The following is an 18,514-nucleotide window of genomic DNA, read 5'->3' as shown; positions in this document are numbered from 1 at the left end:
ATGAGCCAACTTCAACCACAATCACTACTTAGCACCTTATCTACCCAACATGAGTTTGTTGATCGTCATAACGGACCTAACTCTTTCGATCAGCAACAAATGTTAGCGGCGATTAACGCAACAAGTTTGCATGATCTGGTTGAAGAGACGTTACCAGCACAAATTCGTTTAGAGCAACCATTGTCTCTTGCTGAACCAAAAAGTGAAGCGGATATGCTTAGTGCAATGAGAGGTTTTGCCAACCAAAACCAAATCAAACGCACTTTCATTGGTCAGGGGTACTACAACACCTTCACGCCCAATGTCATTTTACGAAATGTGTTTGAAAACCCAGGTTGGTACACGGCATATACGCCTTACCAACCTGAAATATCTCAAGGTCGCTTAGAAGCCTTACTGAATTTCCAGCAGATGGTTATCGATCTCACTAAGATGGATATTGCCAATGCTTCTTTGTTAGATGAAGCAACGGCAGCGGCTGAGGCAATGACCTTATGTAAGCGTGCAGGAAAAAGTAAAAGTAAGTCCTTTTTTGTCGCTAATGATGTTCACCCACAAACGATTGAAGTTATTAAGACCCGTGCCAAATATATTGGTTTTGATGTCGTCATTGATGCGCCTGACACCCTGCCTTCTCACGATGTCTTTGGTGCGTTAATCCAATACCCAGGAACAACCGGTGAAGTGCGTGATATCAGCGAACTCATTGCTGCCGCTCAAGCCAATAAAACATTGGTTACCGTTGCAACGGATCTTTTAGCGAGTGCTTTATTAAAACCTGCGGGTGAAATGGGCGCTGATGTTGTCATTGGTTCATCACAGCGTTTTGGCGTACCGATGGGCTATGGCGGTCCACATGCTGCATTTATGGCAACACGCGAAAAAAACAAGCGTACGATGCCAGGTCGAGTGATTGGGGTATCGATTGATTCAAAAGGCAATCAAGCACTTCGCATGGCAATGCAAACGCGTGAACAACATATTCGTCGTGAAAAAGCCACATCCAACATCTGTACGGCACAAGCCTTACTTGCCAATATGGCGTCTTTCTTTGCCGTATACCATGGTGAAGAAGGCTTGAAAACCATTGCTCGTCGCACGCATCACTTCACCGCTATCCTTGCTGCTGGTCTGACAAAATCGGGCTATGAACTGGCGCATAATAGCTTTTTTGATACTGTGACTATCAATACAAATCAACAAACTGACACTTACTTTGATAAAGCTCAGCAAGCCAATATTAATTTACGCTTGCTCGACAACCAAATCGGTATCAGTCTTGATGAAACCACCACTGAAGCTGATATAGCAGAACTCTTTGCTATTTTTGATGTGGAACTGTCGATAACTGACCTCTCTGCTGAAATTGCTAGCAATGAATTTGCTGCGATTCCTGAAAGTTGTCGCCGTACTTCTCGCTTTTTAACTCACCCTGTTTTTAATACTCATCATAGTGAAACTCAAATGATGCGTTATTTAAAGCAGTTGGAAAATAAAGACTTTTCATTAACACACGGCATGATCCCGCTGGGAAGTTGCACCATGAAGCTCAACGCTGTGGCTGAAATGATCCCTGTGAGTTGGCCAGAGTTTGGTGCCTTGCATCCTTTTGCACCTCTTGAGCAAGCGGCAGGTTACACGGTACTCGCGCAAGATCTTAAGCAAAAGCTATGTGAAATTACTGGTTATGATGATTTTTCATTACAACCTAACTCTGGCGCATCAGGAGAGTATGCTGGCTTAATCGCGATTCAACGCTACCATGCAAGTCGTGGCGAAGCACAGCGTAATGTGTGTTTAATTCCTAGCTCAGCACATGGTACGAATCCAGCGACAGCCTCAATGGTGTCAATGAAAGTCGTTGTAGTAAAATGTGACGATAATGGCAACATTGATATCAACGATCTTGCCGCTAAGATTGAAAAGCATAAAGAGGTGCTATCAAGCATCATGATCACCTACCCTTCAACGCATGGTGTATTTGAAGAGCAGGTAAAAACTGTTTGTGAAATGGTGCATGAAGCGGGAGGTCAAGTTTATCTTGATGGCGCTAATATGAATGCTCAAGTTGGCTTAACTAGCCCAGGCTTCATTGGTTCTGATGTTTCCCACCTTAACTTACACAAAACATTCTGTATTCCTCATGGTGGTGGTGGTCCAGGTATGGGACCAATTGGTGTTAAATCTCACCTTGCTCCTTTCCTACCTGGTCACATTGAAAATGGTGTTGAAGGTTCTGACTTTGCCATCTCTGCAGCTGACTTAGGCAGTGCCTCAATTCTACCTATTTCATGGGCCTACATTGCGATGATGGGAGAATCTGGGTTAACAAAAGCGACCGAAGTTGCCATCCTTAACGCTAACTACGTAATGGAGCGCTTACGTCCTCACTACCCTATTTTATATCGTGGTACGAATGGTCGTGTGGCTCATGAGTGCATTATCGATATTCGCCCAATCAAAGATGAAACGGGGATTAGCGAAGAAGATATTGCTAAGCGTTTAATGGATTATGGCTTCCATGCTCCAACGATGTCTTTCCCTGTTGCTGGCACACTGATGATTGAACCAACGGAATCGGAAGATTTAGAAGAGTTGAATCGTTTCTGTGAAGCGATGATCGCCATTCGTGAAGAAACAAAAGCGGTTAAAGAAGGAGTGTGGTCTTTGGAGAATAATCCATTGGTTAACGCACCTCATACTCAAGTTGATCTTGCAAGTGAAGAATGGGATCGCCCTTATTCACGCGAACTCGCTTGTTTCCCATCTCCAGCCACAAAAATGGCAAAATACTGGCCAACAGTAAACCGAGTTGATAACGTCTATGGCGATCGCAATTTAATCTGCAGTTGCCCAAGTATTGATTCATACACAGAGTAAGATGTTTTAATGATCACAGATAACTAAGTTGGAAACCGATAACTGAATTGGAAACTAACTGGTATCACAAAAGGCGAACCATTGGGTTCGCCTTTTTATTTGACTAAGCTTCTACATAGTAGTTACTTAAGATTACAGGTTACTAGCGAGCAGCGATTATTGATCAAATGCTCTTGGGTTATAGCTAATGAATTAGTCTCTATATAGTACAAATGCTCTCGTATTGATACAGGCACAGATCTTTTTTTGACGCTATCAAGCTGCTTTAGTTGCTTCAAAAATTCATCTGACTTATTAATGCCTTTAAACAACTCCATATTTTGGACAGGGACAATCCAATGGTGTTTATCATTGCTTAGCTGCTCAACCATATCTAAGCCAGCAGAATCGTAATCATAGAAAAAACCCACCTTAACTTCATTGCTGTCAAAGCATTCAATCAGAATCGGCAGGTCTTTTTGGTTCTTTCCGTGACCACGGTAGACGAGCACTGCGGATTGCCATTCCTCAGGTAAAGAGTGTACGACATCTCTCCATTGAACAATAAGTTCACCATTTTCAATAATCAGCACACGGCTAAAACGCTGGAAATCTAAATCATCCAACTCTACAGAAACTACATACCTAGTTTCTTTTGGTACATCTGGCTGGTTCTTTAAAGGGATATTCACATTACCAGCTAAGCTAATGAGTTGCTGAAACACACCACCTTTTGCTGACTTCTCGCTAATACCAGGCCGTGCAGTATCCATCCGAGAGTTGCTACTCTGTTGAAAGGTCAGAAGGTTTTGTCCCAATGTCGAAGTAAAATACGTTTCAATTTCCCTTAATTCTGAACGAGATAAAAGCATTGAATTGCCACTAACAGTCCCGACTTCTACGAGCCTGCAAACTTCAGTATTGGACTTGTTGGCAGGTATCCTCTCTCTCGAATTAACAACAATCCTCTTAGCCGCATTAATTAGCGATAGAGATAGCATCATTAAGCACCTCCGATTGTTTCAAAAACAATATCACTAATTATCACATTACCGTCATAAGGTAATACGACTTCTCTTTCTTCCTTAATTTGGACAATGCTCTTCAAACCGACTTTTTGCGCACTAATGTACCCATCGACCAGTAAAAGCCAGTCCTCTAGTTCTACATCAAGATCAAACAATGTATAACTTTGCGCAGCAGATAGAGGGAGAATATTTGGGTTGGTTTTTATTGCCTCAAACATTAACTCTAGCGCTTCATCTACCTCGTTTAGTTCAAACTCTTCCTCATCTTCACGAACATCCGTGACTTCGATACTGTTTAAATCTGAAGCTTTACCTTTCTTCCGCTCACCGCTAACAAGAGCCCTTACTGCCAAATCGATTAAGTCATCAGCTTGGATCTCACTATTAGTATTTCCATAGGCTCGTACTTCCGTTTCCGAAATCTGAGACAAGCAGTCAGGCAAGCATTCAATTGAATCTACGGATGGAGAGAAGGTTTTGTCATCTTGGAACTTAATTGCAAAAACATCAATAATACGATTAAGCTTGGACGATTTCTTATCTCCCTGAAGCTTTGCCAACATATCGACCATTTTTTTGTTTGATACATTTAAATCCTTCAATGCTAGATCGATTTTAGATTTAAGTACCTTAAGAAGGATTCTTTCAAGATGAATATCAGTTTGTACCCACTCCCTAAGCTTTTTTACACTTAAGTGCTCGAAGATATCATTGATTCTACCGATCTCACGCTTGCATCGACCGATTTGTCGAATTTTGTCATCGACGTCCGTGACCATGCTAAATTCATCCGCAACGATCCTATGAAAAGAAGACACAGTCTCTACTAAGGCGTCATTTATCTCGACGGTTATCTCTCGAATTTCATCTAAATAGTTTTGTTTTTTATCATCATTGAAACCCTTAACTCGTCGGTAACTATTAACGGCATAGTCCAAGTTTTCAATCTGATTAGAAAACTCACCATGACGTTCCCTAAACCTATAACGGCTAGTCACCCTATCCAGTAAACGTTTAACAGATGAATGGATTTGGACTCCATACTCATCATCTAAGTTATACGCTAACTGATGCTTTGTAAGCGCAGCGATTGCAGCCTTATTGCTTTCACTATGATGAAGTACCCCAGCTTGCTCATAGCAAGCCTCGTCGACCGCCTCAGTATGATTACTTAGAGCTCGTACAGCTTCTTTTGACTCTACTTGTCGAGACATCTAAATTAACCCCATTTGAGTATCTAGTTGGTTTTCAGCATCAGCTTCAATTTCCAGCATCCCTTCATTAGTAGCGATAAACTCCAAAGTCTCATAAAGTAGCGACCATTTCGCTGTAGCAATAAAAAGAGAACCAGTTGAAGATGGAGATACAAAGTATCCTTCTTGGACAAGGTAATCTAAGATCGACCTCAGCTTCGTTTTACTCTCTTTGCTTTTATGAGCTCTTTTTAGTTTATGTGCAATATGATCAAGCTGATTTTGAAGAGAGTTACTTTCCTCTATTGCTGCGAGTAACTCTGATTCCGATAGCTTCCCACCAGCCATTATAGGTCTTGAGTCTGAGTCAATATTTCGGGCTAGCTTTAGCCAAGCGATTATCCCTTCCATTGTCTGCGAAAAAACTTCAAAGTCTTTGATAACTTCGTTTTTCTTACGTGTGTTATCTATGTTCTCGTATCCACAGTAAAAACCTAGCCCGTCTTGTGTTTTGACTGTTGTCATACTTATTCGAGACAAGTATTGGTTCATGTCACTTCGATTTCTGGTATCGGATAAATATGTGTACTCAATAGGAGTCGCATACTCACAGATCACTTTTTTACTCATGAGCAGTCGGAAAACCGATTCGAACTTATTCATTCAACTACCTCTATAGACTGATTTTGCTTCAACTCAGAAAGCAATGGATTGACTTTGTTTCTACGTCCACCAATAAATGATTTAACACCTACATTCTTCACTATGTGATTTTTAGTCGCGAAGTATTTGTAAGTGGCTGGATGCAGATCTGGCTGAGCAGTGAACAAGCAAATACCTTTTTGAGCCATCATGTCGAATAAAATAGCCAGGTTAGAAATAGAGATTTTCCCTAATTCATCTAGTGGCCAGTGAATAACAACGTCTTCATCCTGGCACAAGAATCGAGTCATTCCACAGAAAACGACGATAATAGCTAGTTTGGAAATCCCTTCGGAGCCGACCTTTTCCAAATCTTCATCATTTCGAACCACCGCTGGGCGTCCATTCTCAACAATCGTTATCTCCATCTCGACCAAAGACTCTAGGTTTTTAGATATCTGAGCCTCTTTAAATGAAGCCAACAATTGCTTGAAAGAAGCAAGAAACGCTTTGGAAGGTAGACCTCTTAAGGTTTCGCCAGACCATCTATCCAACTCGACACTAAAGAGATTGAGGTCTTTCCAAAGATCAAAAGTATGGATCTTGCTTGATAGCTTAATGTGTATGCTGTCGATAGCAGGAAAAGGATTGCCTGTTTCAATCGACTTATCCAGAGTGGTTGAAACTGAATCTACTTTACTATTCACCTGTTTAAGGGTTTGGTGGTAGTTAGAAACCTGAGTCGAAATTGAACGAAGAGCTTCAATTTTAACGTCCCTAACATCTGGAATCACGTTAAGGACAAGCTCTTCAAGGTCTCCCAAGCAAGCAAGGGAAAATTGAGGGCTATCGTAGTTAATAGCATAGTCATAGTTTTCTGAAAGCTTCGTCATGGTCGCAGAGCGCATCTGTTCCCACATCATTTTTATTTCATTGTTGTCATCCAGTCCTAAGATTGTGTTACTTACATCTTTTACTTTACTAACGATTTCTTTCTTGAGCGTGTTAATAGCAGTTATTTTGTCTGTCACTAGACTTACGGCATGCTCAACAGAATGAAACTCTAAATCTACAGATACATCTTCTAAGCTAGCTAAATCTGATTCATCGACTGCTTTTTCCAAGTTATTGGTACAAGTTGTAAGCTGCCCTATAGCCTCCTTGACTGAAATTAGCTCCTGTTCATCCAATTTAATTGAAGTCGCTACGTCATCGATTTTTCTGCCCACCGATTTTTCATAATCGTTTCTCTTTGCAACTCCTCTCGCGATCTGTCGCTCTAAATCCAGCTTCTCAGAACTATAAGTATCAATATATTTCCATTCTGCTTCGAGCCAAGTGTGGTAGTCGATAATTAAAGCTTGAAATGTTTTTATTTCCTCACATTGGCGTTCGAGGGATTCCCACTTGAACTTGGCTCTTTCGATGCTGACTGGATCCACTCCTTTATTCATCAACGCCTGGTTGAACGCTAACTTGTAGTCACTAACTCTGTCTGAAGTTATCTTTTCTTTATTTTTAATCAGATCATCAATAGCAATTTTTTTCGCGTCTTCTTCTGACAAACGATAGTCGAAATTTGCTTTTACCTGAACACGCTCCTGTTGATGGCGCTGTTCTTCGTTTTCAAGTTTTTCTTTCAGCTCAGACTTGATGGCGAAAAATTGCGACTCTAGTACGCTTTTCTGTTTCTTAACTTCGGATGTTCGACTTTCAGCATCACTTTCAAACTGGACAATCTTTTGATCCTTTAGGAGATTGAGCTTGTTCTGTTCTTCCTCAAAGACTATTGTTCTTTGACTTTGAATTTTTATTTCTTTTTGAAGCCTATCTGCTTCTTGCTCATCACTTTTGGCTCTACTCTTCGCTTTACCTTGCCGAACTTCTACTTCTGACTCCTTGATTTTTAGAGTATCCAATCGCTCTGAAAGCTTCTCTTCACTCAGGCAGAAATCAGGAAGTGTGATTAAATCCAGATCTAAATGGAGACCAAAAATCGACTCCGTAGCTTCTGGGTCGAAAAATGGTTTCAAGTTTTTCGCATTTAACAAACTAGGAGTAATTACTTTGCCTATATTGCCGCGCCAATCAGGCACTTTTTGATCTAAGTACTCGTTGAGCGATCCTTTTGCAGGCAACAATGTACGACTTACACAAGCTATTTCATCTGAAATTTTTTTTAATTCGCTAGTACATTCGTGGTAAGTAGAAAGACTGCTCTCATGATTTTTCTCTGCCTGACGTAGCTGCTCATTCAAATGAATTACTGCATTTTGAGAAGCATTAAGTTTTTCACGCTTACTCTCAAGATCACTTTCCAGACTGCGTAATTCGCCTTTTTGTTCTGGTGTGAACTCTAGGGATTGCCCTTCTAGAGTTGCAAGTCGAAATTGTTCTTGTCTTATCTTTTCAGACTGGTCATCGAACTCATCTTGCAACTTTTTCTTTTGAAGGTTGAGGTCACTCTGCATCGCCTCTAAACGGTCGGTTTTTTGCTCGAGTATCTCTTCCTTATTTTTAAGTATGCTATTGATTTCTTGTTGCTTACGGGAGCGGAAATCAGCACATTCGAGTTCCAGTTTTTGTACCTGACTGGTAAACGTACTTTCTTCTGTTTCTACGTCTTCCAGTAAGTTGTCGTAATGTTTCTTTGCAGATTCCGCTTCCTTCAGCAAGTCACTCAAACTATTGTAAAGCGTGATTTTCCCTAAAATATCATCCTCGTTCTCGTACTTGTCACGCTTATTGTAAATAGCATCAACTACTTTGGATTTCCTTTCAAACTCAGTCCGATGGATGCTTAACTCAGCATCAAGCTTTTGAAGTCTATCTTTCCTCTCACTGACCAGAGAGCCGTGCAACTCCTTCTGCGAACGAACCTTATCTGACAACTGAGTGTCATTTAATGCCAGTTGACGCAGATAAAAAGCGATTTGAGCTCGATAGGAGTTTAGTTGCTTGATGTACTCATAAAGGCTGTCTTTACTTGCAACTGCTTCATCGAACTTGCCCTTTTTAATGTCTAGTTGAACAAACACATCTAGGCTATTTGCTAGGTTGATATACTCTTTCTTATATGGAACATCGTCCATCGATGTATTGTTCAAGAAACAGTCCACAATCATCGTCTTAAAACGACTCAACATTTTCTTGTGGCGCATCATTGTCGCCGTCAAAATGTCGATATGATTCATGTTATGGCTCGCAGAACACAACGAGTACTCATGGGCGATTGCAACTAAGTTTTTACCCGCACTACGTCTTTGGACCAAACGCTTTTTATTGTTTAGAATTACTGAGCGGTAATCGACACTAGTTTCAATTTGCGAACTTACTGACATTGACTGAGACACAAGGTTTTTAAGCCATGTTCGAGTTTCACTTCCTTGCTTAATTAGCTCGTCGTACAAATGCTGAGAAAACAATTGTTCAGCGGTTCCTGTCAAAAATCGATAAGCGACACTGGAGCCATTCCTATACATTACAGAGCACTTTTTCTCACCAAGCTTTTCATATTCGAAAACGATGACAGATTTCGGGGTCGGCAAATAGTAATCAACAAAGGAAACTTTATCCGCTTGTCTATCCACCAGCTTACTTGGATCGGCTCCATAGAACGCGGGTAATAAGCTTAATAAAGTTGACTTGCCAGCCCCGTTATCACCTGTATTGTTGCTATGCCCAATAGCTTTGACCTTGAATAACTTCCCTGGGATAAATGAGTGAAAAAGAACTATTCCTAGTAATTTTGAACTTTTCGTTTCAGTTTTATTTATTTCTTTCATTACAGTGTGGTAGAGATATTCTCAACCCCTCGGCTAGTGAATGATTTGCAACAAACTTATTGGCTCGGCGGCCATTAAATGAGTCCGTTATTTGTGCTTCCAGTTTCCACCAGAGTTAAAAAACACATTTAAAAAGAGAAATACCTCAACACCCATAAGAGCCGAGTGTAACGTGCCTACTAGTGGTCAAATAATCAACAGATGCCATATTACACTGGTATCAAATGATTCGTTAGAGTAAATTAGTACAGTTCATTTTGATAAGGGTAATCATTGTGCGTTGTGTTGAATCTCCACAAATAAAACGACTAAGGCTTATTGATTTCTATCTTTGCTTCTTTGGGAAAGTGAATCGTTCCGACCTTATTCAGCACGGTGATATTGCCGTTGCTACAGCAAGCCGCTCTTTTAACGCTTACAAGAAACGTTTTCCCGAAAACACTATTTTCAACGACAGCCTACGAGCATATATAAGGTCAGGATCGTTTAGTCCTGCTTTTGAGCATGACCCAGAAGCCGCCCTGAGGTTAATCGCGTGGGGTCAGGAGCTAAACTCAATTCCAGTAACAACTTATGGCGTAAGCAGCTTCTCGACAGTGTTAGATTCGCTATCAATTGATATCGTCTCTCAAGTCACAAGATCGATCCTGAATAAACACTGTATTTCTGTCCTGTACAGCTCCTCTACTAGCACCGTAACTAGAACTCTTACGCCTCATTCTATATTCAAAGGACTCGGGGCTTGGCACATCCGTGCTTGGGATAGTAAAAGACGTAAATTCCTTTGCTTTAGAATCAGTCGAATTCTTAAGGCTGAGCAAACTGACAGCTCATACGACATGACTATAAAGGACGATTCTCTTTGGAACCGTGATGTCGTCCTAAGTGTTGCACCTCACTCTAAGCATGAAAATAGAAATGACTTAGCCATTGATCTTGGTATGGAAGGTCAATATGTGCGAAACATTACAATCAACGAAGCGTTAGCTGGCTACGTGCTCAATGATCTTCACGTAGACTGCACGCCCGATGTTTCTTTGCCACCACATGCTTTCAACTTGCAGTTGATGAATAGGCACGAGCTAGAAAATATAGATTCTATTCAGGCTTTAGTGCCTGGCTTTATAACGGGAAGCCGATAAATCAAATCACTGATCTTGACTATTTAGGGTGGCAAGCACCTAGTATTGAAATCTGCGGAAAACTTCATTCTAGAAGTACTAATGTTACCGACAGCCCCTGGTTTGTCTATTTTTTGTCAGTAACACTCCAGAATTTACATACTGTTACAGAACGAGAGACTTTTAATTTAGCAATAGTAAAGTTTACTGTTAAACTATTGATTTTAAATGGAAGTAGGCAAAGGAATGAAAATTAAATCAAAATATGCAACTATGATGTTTTTAGCAACAACATTGGTTGGTTGTGGTAGCAGTTCAAGTGATGGAACTGAAGGTGGCAACTCTACCCGTAGTGATTATGGCCTATATGTAGAAAATAGTGATTTTCCGTTCAGCGTAACGCTAACAAAGAACGGTACGATGATTGTGGGTCATAGTGGAGATTCGTTATTGGGTTTAACTGGATATACTGTTGTTTCTAATGAAGGCGGCGCAATCGATCATGAGTTATATCTTCATGATTCATCTAGAACACAAAAGTTTGCTGCAACACTAAGCATTCCACGAACTGGTGGTGATTTCGGAGAAATTCTACCATTCAAATTCAGTATTCCTGAACTTAACATCAATCTATCTGACCTTTTTATGTATTTTCCTACTGAAGATACAAAAAATGATCATACCTTGCTTAATATGAACTACACAGACCATGGTAGTAGTTCTGCTTCATATGAGTACTTAGGTGATCGTAAATTTACAATTCAAAACTATAATACCACAGGGTGCAATGTAACCGCTGTTGCTTCAGACTCTGGTCTTAGTAGTTCAGAGCAGAGTATTTATGATATTCAAGTTTTATCATCTAATTGTGCAACAGATGAACACTCCACTGGAATTCTTACTATAAAAGAAATGCCTTTCGGATACCAGTTAGCGACTACGATAGAGTTAGAAAATACACTTGTGGTATTTGGTGGGGCTGCTTTAAATTAATTATTAGACTCTAGTTTTACTATATATGGGGGTCTAACCTTAAATCTCAGTTTTAATTCAACCTACTTTGATCCACGGTGACTATTGTTTATCATCACTGTCACTCGCATCGTAAAAACAAGGAATTAAGTTATGGACCACCCTATTATTCAAGATCTTAAACAGCGCTATACCGCTAAACGCTATGACCCATCAAAAAAGATCGCTAGTGAAGATCTTGAGGTGATTTATGAAGCGCTGCGTTTATCGGCATCCTCAATAAACTCACAACCATGGAAGTTTATTGTTATCGAAAGCGATGCAGCAAAAAAACGCATGGATGCCACTTTTGCTAATAAACACCAATTTAATCAGCCGCACATTATGGCCGCATCACATATTATACTTTTTGCCCATAATACAGCCTACACACGCGAAGATTATGCGCTTGTTGTCGATAAAGGGATTGAAGATGGTCGTATTGCCCCTGAAAACCGTGAAGCCGCATTTGGAGGGTTTGCCTTTGCTGAACAAAATACAGGTCCTGAAGGGAATACTGCAGCATGGACAAAAGCACAAACCTACATCGCACTTGGCAATATACTGCATACCTTAGCTCGTCTTAATATCGATTCGACAACGATGGAAGGTATTGATAGTGAACTGATTGGTCAAGTATTTGCTGAAGAGCTAGCAGGCTACCAATGCGATGTTGCTCTTGCTATCGGTTATCACCACCCGACTGAAGATTATAACGCTGCTTTACCAAAATCACGCTTAGATCGTGAGCAAGTCTTAACAATTCTGTAGATATCCATGAGGTTATTTAGCACTTAAATAACCTCTCCTTTCCAATGCACATTCTATCATTCATCGCGTTACCAGTTCAGCTAAGGCAGTGTATTAACAAAGAAAGGATACCATTTAAAATTGTATCTCATATCAATGCCCTGTACGCTAGATACTCATTCACTAAAGTCTAAAAAGAACCACATATGAGCCGTTCTCTTCGTATCAACATCATTGTCTTTTTGGGCATTTTATTTTTAGCACTCAATCTTAGGGCTCCATTTACCAGTTTAGCGCCAGTGCTAACACAGATAATGGATTATTTTGATTTAAACGCCTCTGCTGCCGGCTTTTTAACGGCTCTACCTCTGATTACTTTTGCTATTTTTTCACCCATCGTCAGCAAAATATCACAACGTATTGGCTTAGAACCAAGCTTGGTAGTTGCGCTATTGATGATCACTACTGGTATTGTGCTACGCTCATCGGGGCTCTTACCTGCTCTTTATATAGGAACCATCCTAATTGGCATCGGTATCGCGATTGGTAATGTCTTGCTACCTGTCGTCGTGAAGTTGACTTTCCCGGCACGCATTGCAACGGTCACTTCACTTTATATCTTTACGATGGGTGCTGGTTCTACCTTCAGTTCAAGTTTAATGGTGCCTTTTTCTGAACTCACTATTTTTACCTTATCTGGCTGGCAATTAGCGCTACTGATCAACTTACTCTTGCCCATTTTAGCTCTAAGTATCTGGTTACCTAGAATAACTAAGCGCCCTTCAAAAGTTGCGGTAAACCGCCCTGAAGAAAAAACAGTATCAATGAAAGCCTTGCTGAAAAATAGCATCGCTTGGCAGGTCACGCTTGCACTGGGTTTGAACTCATTTACCTTCTACTCTTTCGCAGGTTGGTTACCAAAAATTCTCAACGATCTTGGCTATAGTGAAATTGATGCTGGCTATATTTATGGCTTTTTACAATTCTCAACCATGATCCCTGGCCTATTATTGCTGCCAATATTAGCGCGAACCAATAACCAACAACGGTTAGTCGCTATTTGTGCCTCTGGGGTCTTTATTGGGCTTGTCGGTCTACTTCTACTTCCTAGCTATGCCATCTTTTGGGTGGGACTATTTGGGTTAGCCAACTGCTCTACTTTTATTATTGTCCTCTCATTTATTGGCTTAAGAACGTCAAATAGTGGTCAGGCCGCTTCTTTATCTGGTATGTCACAAGGGATAGGTTATGCATTAGCAGCAACGGGACCAACACTGATTGGTAAAATGCACACTCAAACAGAGTCATGGCTCATACCCATTTTAATTATTGCAACTATTGCGCTCGCTTGTACTGTATTTGCGACTCTTGCGGCAAGAGATAGAAAAATTGAGCTATAAGATGAAAAAACGCTTATTCATATTTTTACCTTAGAGGATAGCTATGTATCTTGTTTTGTATTGCCATAATATTGGTATGACGGACTTTTCATTTTTTGAAACTGAAGATTTTAATCAAGATGATGGGTATATGGTGCGCGGAAAGTGGCCAAATGAACAAGCCTTTAGAGCCTACTTAAAGACAGAGTTTGGTGATATGAAAGGGCTAAAAGTGATTGATTGTATCGCTAAAGGACAAGAAGCCGAGCACTACTTGCCCGCTGATTTAATACGACTATCACAACAAAGTGACTAAAAAGAAATAACGGTTGTATTGATTAGCGGTTTAACTTTAGTGTGTTTAAAGCTGCGCTTAGGAATAACTATCCATGTCTATTTCTAAGCGCTTTTAATATCAGTGACCATCAATAGAACGAGTCATTAACTTAATTTACGAAATTGTGATGCTGTAGAACCTCGTACAACCAACTCGATTGGTGGTATACGTGTTTCATTATTTTCATTATTTAATAGGTTCATCATCGATTTCGAACACATCGTGCCTATTTCTTCAATGGGTTGGCGCAGCGTTGTCAGTGCCGGTGTCATATATTCAGAAGTGGGCAAATCATCAAAGCCGATAACGGATACATCTTCTGGAACTCGATAGCCTCTATCTCTTAATGCTTTCATCGCCCCATAAGCGGTTTGATCATTGGCAGCAAATAGCGCAGAGAAGTGCACTTTAGAGTCAATTAATTCAATCGTTTTTTCATAGCCAACTTCACTACTAAAATCCCCTTGTTTAATCAGTTTCGGTAAGATTTTAATACCAGCTTCCTGTAAGGCTTTTTTGTAACCCTCAAAACGAGCACCTGAATCAGGTTGAGTGGATAAGCCTTTAATATGGGCAATATTACAATGACCTTGTTGTAAAAGGTGCAATGTTGCCATGTAGCCACCTAGCTCATTATCAATATTAATCGAACATATTTTCTCGCCTGTTATGTTATAGCCAACGGCAACGACGGGAATGTTTTTTGCGTATTTTGTTATCTCTTCATTGGTGATATTACCTGTGACAATAATGACACCATCAACATTCGATTTTGCTAAATATTCCAGTGCATGAACCTCTAAATTCTTTTGCCAGTGACCCGTAGCGATCACCAAAGAGTAACCTTGAGCGATTAAGGTTTTTTCCATGTCATTAAGAATGCGACTGGTATAAGGGCTATCAGGATGCTGGATCAAAACACCAATTGTCATTGAGCGACGATTAGCACCTTGCTGCATTGAATAGTTCGGCTTGTAACCGAGTGTTTTAATCGCATGCTCAATATTTTGGCTTTTATCATCAGATACATACGTTGTTCTATTTAAAAAACGTGATACCGTACTTGGTGAAACACCTGCTAGTTTTGCAACGTCATAAACCGTAGGAGATTTTGTTTTATTCGTCATTAGAGAAGCATTCCAGATAGTTCCATTATTTACGTGAAAAAGTATAGTAATGTTGATCTATTCTCAATTCATCTATAACTAAACTGAGACATGAAGATGAAACTACAGCGGTGTGCAGTTCCATCTTCTGAGCATTGTTACAGCTTGTACTTAAATGTTATATACATATGAGAAAATCATCCCAGGTCTAAAGTATCTGCCTGCCGTATATTTAAGACCAATACTTTGTACCCACACATGTAAATCGGCTAAATAAGCTCGACCTACAACACCTCCTACCCGCTGACTAAACTCATCAATACAAGTTGGAAAGTGAGGATTCACACGCCCATCACTCAATAAACACTGTGATGATTTCAATAAATTTAACCAACGTAAACTTTGCTCAATCGTGATCCCAAACTCTTGCGTCAAAGAATGACTATCAATGGCAACAGAGCAATTAAACCCTTCTGGAGCGGCAAATGGGATCTTGGCATATTCGTACAATGCCGTGTATAACGTGCCCATTAATACTTCTGCTTGCTCTTGTTCTCCAGCTAGCTTCATCGCTGTTGCTACGCTGTATTGCACACCAATCCAAACATCTTGCGCTTGAAATGCATCATGAGGTGATCCATCCGCTAAGGTCATATTGGCGACACCTAGCTTAGGGCTATTAACTTCAAAATTATAATGATAGGTGTAGGCTAAGCTGCGCGTGATTCGTTCGTGGCTAAATAAACCCTCTAAGCCAACCAACTTCAGATAAGTATCCGCTAACAATGCATCGCCAAAGCTATTATCGGAGTCATGAACAAGATCTGAAAACTCGGCAGTGAATGCGCCAGGGGCAAGCTCAACCAGATCTTTTTTCATTTGTACTCGAATATCGGCTTTGGATATATCACCATCTTGAGCAGCACTGTTTAGGTAGCGGTTGAGCGCATTTTTATCACTGACTTGATCACCAGTAAGCACTAAACCTAGGTGCTCTAATGCTTCATAGCTGTGCCCTGTCAGGTGCTTAGCTTGCACTGGTGTCATAAAGAAATGGTAGTACCCTCGCTCTTCATCCCACAAGCTCTCTTCTACCGTTTCAAGCGCTGCTCGTGATGCCTCTTGGTATTGATCTGCCACACTACACTCATCCACAAGCAAAGCGATTTCACCAGCGGCTTTCAAACCTGCTGCCCACAAGCTGCCGCAATAGATAGAAATACCATGTGAAGATAAGTTATCAAACGTATCATCCGTACCGCGAGTGAGTGGAAGTGTATCCCCTTCCTCAATGAGCTGTGAGAGAAATTCAATGCTCTCTTGTACTGCTGGCCAACATGCTTTTACAACATCAAGATCACCCGTTAGATGATAATGACGGTAAACCATTAAAATATATTTTGGCGCTAGATCTTTCCATTCTTTAACATTATGCCAACTGTAGGCGTCTGGCTGTATATCAAATGGACTGCCTAAATCATGTATGACTGCCCCACGAGCAGCACGGATACCTTCGTATTTTTTATCGACAAGCTCTGCATAAGGCTTATCTTCATATTCCCAATATCGACGCTTAGTGTTGTCTGCGGCTAAAATCGCTTTAGCAAACTCTTTCATCACACAGCCATCAAGCTCTGGTAGCAAATACATTAGAGAGAATGAGCCATAAAAGTAAACATCAAGTGAATTAAAGAATGGGTAATCGACACACTCTTTCACTAAGAACTTATCTTCAACATCCCATACCGTCGCTTCTGAGAGGAATGACAAAGTATTCATTGCTGTTGTCGCAAAGTGCAGCGCCATACTTTCATCGCTAATATTCTTCGTTGTTTCTACTAAAAAATCCTGTTGCTGCTTTACTATTTTTTCTTCTATAACAGAAAGTTGAGGCAGTGTATTTTCTAAAATTGCTTCAGCTCGCTGCTGCTGTTGGTAATACTGGCAATAGGCTTTATTAGACTGCCAACCATTAAGTAGAATCTTTGCGTGGTCCATGACTTGGGCAAAACGTAGTTCTATTTTTTCTTGAGGATCAAGCTCCACCTTCACACACACTAAAGCGCTCAAACTTTCGCGCCCACTGTAAATCCCACGCTCAAACCACTGACTCGTTCGCCCAGTATTGAGTGCATGAATCACCTGTTTCTCAACCTTAGTGGTATAAGTCATCGGTTTAGTCGTAATAGAAATTTTACCGTTTCTGATCAGGGTACTATTAGCTTGAACACCGTAAACCATCTCACCTTCAATATCACTCGCATACGGTGATTGAGTCGCTAAACTAACACCTGAAAATAGACATTGATCATCGGATATTTTTATTGGTTTGTGATGCTGAGAAATTGGGTTTAAAGTTAAATGGCATGCTGAATCTTGAACACCATCTCGCCCTTTTTGATAAGTTGCACCGAGTAAATTAGTTAACGGTTGAACCAGCGTAATGACCTGTGTGGTATCGGAGCTATTTTCCAGTTCAAAATGATTCCAGTGCATAGGCAAAGAGCAGAGATGCTTATCATCTTTAACTATCGGTGACACTACTTTTCGCGACACGTTTACCGAGTCAAAGCAGTGGTATTGATATTCAGCCATTGGATATAAGGCACGATAGTCAATGTTATCAGAACTGACTGACTGAATATTCCCTTTCCTATTAGCAACTAAACTCATTGATTCTGTGGAGTTATTAATTAATAGCCCATCAAAAAACTCAATCGCCACCAGCAATAGAGTATCGACCGAATGTGGGTTATTAAGAATTAATTCTTGAGTTTTGTCCGAAAAGTCGACGTTCCATCGCTTAAAATTATCGGCATTATCAATATAGAATTGCCCCGATTGAATACTCGCTTTAATAACATCGAGTACACTTTCATCGGCAATATCACTAATTACCTGCCCAGAAAATATCGCTGGGTAATAAGTTGAAAACTGTTTGATCTCGGCAATATTAGCGATTTCAAGGCGCTTAATACAAGGAAGATAGGCTCGAGAAATATAAAAATCATTTAACTGGATATCAGAGCTTTCATTATCAATAAAAATTCCAGGAATAAAACTGAAATTAGGAGTATCACCATTTGGTGTTAACGTAAATGCGCTCCCAATCCCACCAACTGCCATACCAGTATTTTCAGGGGTTGTTGATATTGGAGTATACCAAGGTTGTATAAATTCTATTGCATCACCTTTCGAACAAAGTGACTTAGCACAACCTTTATAACTTGTGTATGGAATTCCATTATTCATAGTAGTCACCGATATTGAATATTTTAATTTGCTTGTTAATATCTGAAAAAA

12 protein-coding genes are annotated in these 18,514 nt (G+C 40.3%); 6 read left to right on the top strand and 6 right to left on the bottom strand.

Features of this window, described 5'->3' with window-relative positions; translation table 11 throughout:
- Complete coding sequence (gene gcvP / locus BCU68_RS09465; protein ID WP_102564527.1) at positions 1-2,880, top strand: aminomethyl-transferring glycine dehydrogenase; 2,880 nt, start codon at positions 1-3, stop codon at positions 2,878-2,880.
- Positions 2,881-3,002: 122 nt separating this feature from the next.
- Here gcvP and BCU68_RS09460 read toward each other — a convergent pair whose 3' ends face one another.
- The 4 genes from BCU68_RS09460 to BCU68_RS09445 all read right to left on the bottom strand — a co-directional run bounded on the left by BCU68_RS09460 (position 3,003) and on the right by BCU68_RS09445 (position 9,507).
- Positions 3,003-3,632 (bottom strand): hypothetical protein, encoded by a 630-nt coding sequence (locus BCU68_RS09460; protein ID WP_102564526.1) that lies wholly within the window; start codon positions 3,630-3,632, stop codon positions 3,003-3,005.
- A gap of 230 nt (positions 3,633-3,862) precedes the next feature.
- The gene (locus BCU68_RS09455) at positions 3,863-5,101 is read right to left on the bottom strand and encodes a hypothetical protein (RefSeq protein ID WP_102564525.1); all 1,239 of its coding nucleotides are present in this window, start codon (positions 5,099-5,101) and stop codon (positions 3,863-3,865) included.
- Positions 5,102-5,743 (bottom strand): hypothetical protein, encoded by a 642-nt coding sequence (locus tag BCU68_RS09450; protein WP_102564524.1) that lies wholly within the window; start codon positions 5,741-5,743, stop codon positions 5,102-5,104.
- Positions 5,740-9,507, bottom strand: coding sequence for an ATP-binding protein (locus BCU68_RS09445; RefSeq protein WP_102564523.1), 3,768 nt, complete (start codon positions 9,505-9,507; stop codon positions 5,740-5,742). The genes BCU68_RS09450 and BCU68_RS09445 overlap by 4 nt, the downstream gene beginning before the upstream one ends.
- 275 nt (positions 9,508-9,782) lie before the next feature.
- On the opposite strand from BCU68_RS09445, the gene BCU68_RS17220 reads away from it, so the two are divergent.
- The 5 genes from BCU68_RS17220 (at position 9,783) to BCU68_RS09420 (ending at position 14,084) form a co-directional block, all read left to right on the top strand.
- Entirely contained in the window at positions 9,783-10,649 is an 867-nt protein-coding gene (locus BCU68_RS17220; protein WP_102564522.1) for a WYL domain-containing protein, read from the top strand.
- A gap of 207 nt (positions 10,650-10,856) precedes the next feature.
- Positions 10,857-11,621 (top strand): hypothetical protein, encoded by a 765-nt coding sequence (locus BCU68_RS09435; protein WP_102564521.1) that lies wholly within the window; start codon positions 10,857-10,859, stop codon positions 11,619-11,621.
- A gap of 132 nt (positions 11,622-11,753) precedes the next feature.
- A complete protein-coding gene (locus BCU68_RS09430; RefSeq protein WP_102564520.1) occupies positions 11,754-12,410 on the top strand; it encodes a nitroreductase family protein in 657 nt (218 codons plus the stop codon).
- Positions 12,411-12,595: 185 nt separating this feature from the next.
- Entirely contained in the window at positions 12,596-13,789 is a 1,194-nt protein-coding gene (locus BCU68_RS09425; RefSeq protein WP_102564519.1) for an MFS transporter, read from the top strand.
- A gap of 43 nt (positions 13,790-13,832) precedes the next feature.
- Entirely contained in the window at positions 13,833-14,084 is a 252-nt protein-coding gene (locus tag BCU68_RS09420) for a hypothetical protein (protein ID WP_102564518.1), read from the top strand.
- 125 nt (positions 14,085-14,209) lie between these two features.
- On the opposite strand, the gene BCU68_RS09415 is transcribed toward BCU68_RS09420, so the two are convergent.
- Both BCU68_RS09415 and BCU68_RS09410 read right to left on the bottom strand, forming a co-directional pair.
- Positions 14,210-15,232 (bottom strand): LacI family DNA-binding transcriptional regulator, encoded by a 1,023-nt coding sequence (locus tag BCU68_RS09415; RefSeq protein ID WP_102564517.1) that lies wholly within the window; start codon positions 15,230-15,232, stop codon positions 14,210-14,212.
- A gap of 150 nt (positions 15,233-15,382) precedes the next feature.
- On the bottom strand, positions 15,383-18,463 hold the full coding sequence (locus BCU68_RS09410; RefSeq protein WP_102564516.1) for a GH116 family glycosyl hydrolase: 3,081 nt from the start codon (positions 18,461-18,463) through the stop codon (positions 15,383-15,385).
- Positions 18,464-18,514: the final 51 nt, after the last annotated feature.

Origin of the sequence: Vibrio sp. 10N.286.49.B3 (assembly GCF_002873395.1) — a bacterium.
Classification (GTDB): Bacteria; Pseudomonadota; Gammaproteobacteria; order Enterobacterales; family Vibrionaceae; genus Vibrio.
This window is presented reverse-complemented; position numbering and strand designations above follow the sequence as displayed.

Coding starts and splice junctions, on each gene's coding strand:
- BCU68_RS09415 (WP_102564517.1), bottom strand. CDS start 15,232: ATGACGAATAAAACAAAATCTCCTACGGTTTATGACGTTGCAAAACTA.
- gcvP (WP_102564527.1), top strand. CDS start 1: ATGAGCCAACTTCAACCACAATCACTACTTAGCACCTTATCTACCCAA.
- BCU68_RS09420 (WP_102564518.1), top strand. CDS start 13,833: ATGTATCTTGTTTTGTATTGCCATAATATTGGTATGACGGACTTTTCA.
- BCU68_RS09430 (WP_102564520.1), top strand. CDS start 11,754: ATGGACCACCCTATTATTCAAGATCTTAAACAGCGCTATACCGCTAAA.
- BCU68_RS09425 (WP_102564519.1), top strand. CDS start 12,596: ATGAGCCGTTCTCTTCGTATCAACATCATTGTCTTTTTGGGCATTTTA.
- BCU68_RS09410 (WP_102564516.1), bottom strand. CDS start 18,463: ATGAATAATGGAATTCCATACACAAGTTATAAAGGTTGTGCTAAGTCA.
- BCU68_RS09435 (WP_102564521.1), top strand. CDS start 10,857: ATGGAAGTAGGCAAAGGAATGAAAATTAAATCAAAATATGCAACTATG.
- BCU68_RS09455 (WP_102564525.1), bottom strand. CDS start 5,101: ATGTCTCGACAAGTAGAGTCAAAAGAAGCTGTACGAGCTCTAAGTAAT.
- BCU68_RS09445 (WP_102564523.1), bottom strand. CDS start 9,507: ATGAAAGAAATAAATAAAACTGAAACGAAAAGTTCAAAATTACTAGGA.
- BCU68_RS09450 (WP_102564524.1), bottom strand. CDS start 5,743: ATGAATAAGTTCGAATCGGTTTTCCGACTGCTCATGAGTAAAAAAGTG.
- BCU68_RS09460 (WP_102564526.1), bottom strand. CDS start 3,632: ATGGATACTGCACGGCCTGGTATTAGCGAGAAGTCAGCAAAAGGTGGT.